Origin of the sequence: Pseudohongiella sp. SYSU M77423 (genome assembly GCF_029911965.1) — a bacterium.
Lineage (GTDB): Bacteria > Pseudomonadota > Gammaproteobacteria > Pseudomonadales > Pseudohongiellaceae > Pseudohongiella.
Genome location: NZ_JARYTH010000020.1, coordinates 1 through 537, shown reverse-complemented (window position 1 = coordinate 537; position 537 = coordinate 1). Strand labels below are relative to the sequence as shown.

The window sequence follows — 537 nt, the reverse complement described above, 5'->3', positions numbered from 1 at the left end:
TGTAATCCCCCCATTTCCCGCAGCAGTTACTCGTAGAAACTTATGCTGCCATCAGTAATCGTCGAGGTGGTATGCCTCCGATGCCTGTATGGGGTCTTTCATTATTGTATTTCCACAACCATTGAGTCGCCAGCTCCTGAGCATGACTGATCGAATGGAACTGATGTAGATCCAGCCATTCGTGTCGAACTGTCCGATTAAAACGCTCGATGTATGCATTCTGCGTCGGTTTGCCTGGTTGTATGTAAAGCAATGTGATTCGCCTTTCATTGGCCCAGTCAATCAACGTTTGCGCAATGTATTCCGGGCCATTGTCCAGGCGAATAGCTGCTGGCTTTCCGCGCCACTCAATGATCTGCTCCAGCGAGCGAACTACCCGAGCACTGGGCAGCGATAGATCGACATCTATGCACAATCCTTCACGATTGTAATCGTCAATCACGTTGAAGGTGCGCATCTTGCGTCCATCAATCAACGTGTCGCTCATGAAGTCGATCGACCAGACCTGATTAACGTTCGTCGGCACACTCAGCGGGT

At 50.1% G+C, this 537-nt stretch carries 1 protein-coding gene; it reads right to left on the bottom strand.

Features of this window, described 5'->3' with window-relative positions; genetic code table 11:
- Positions 1 to 40: 40 nt before the first annotated feature.
- Positions 41 to 537 (bottom strand): integrase core domain-containing protein (locus QGM61_RS15220; protein WP_281133503.1); only part of this gene is annotated, 497 nt, incomplete at its 5' end.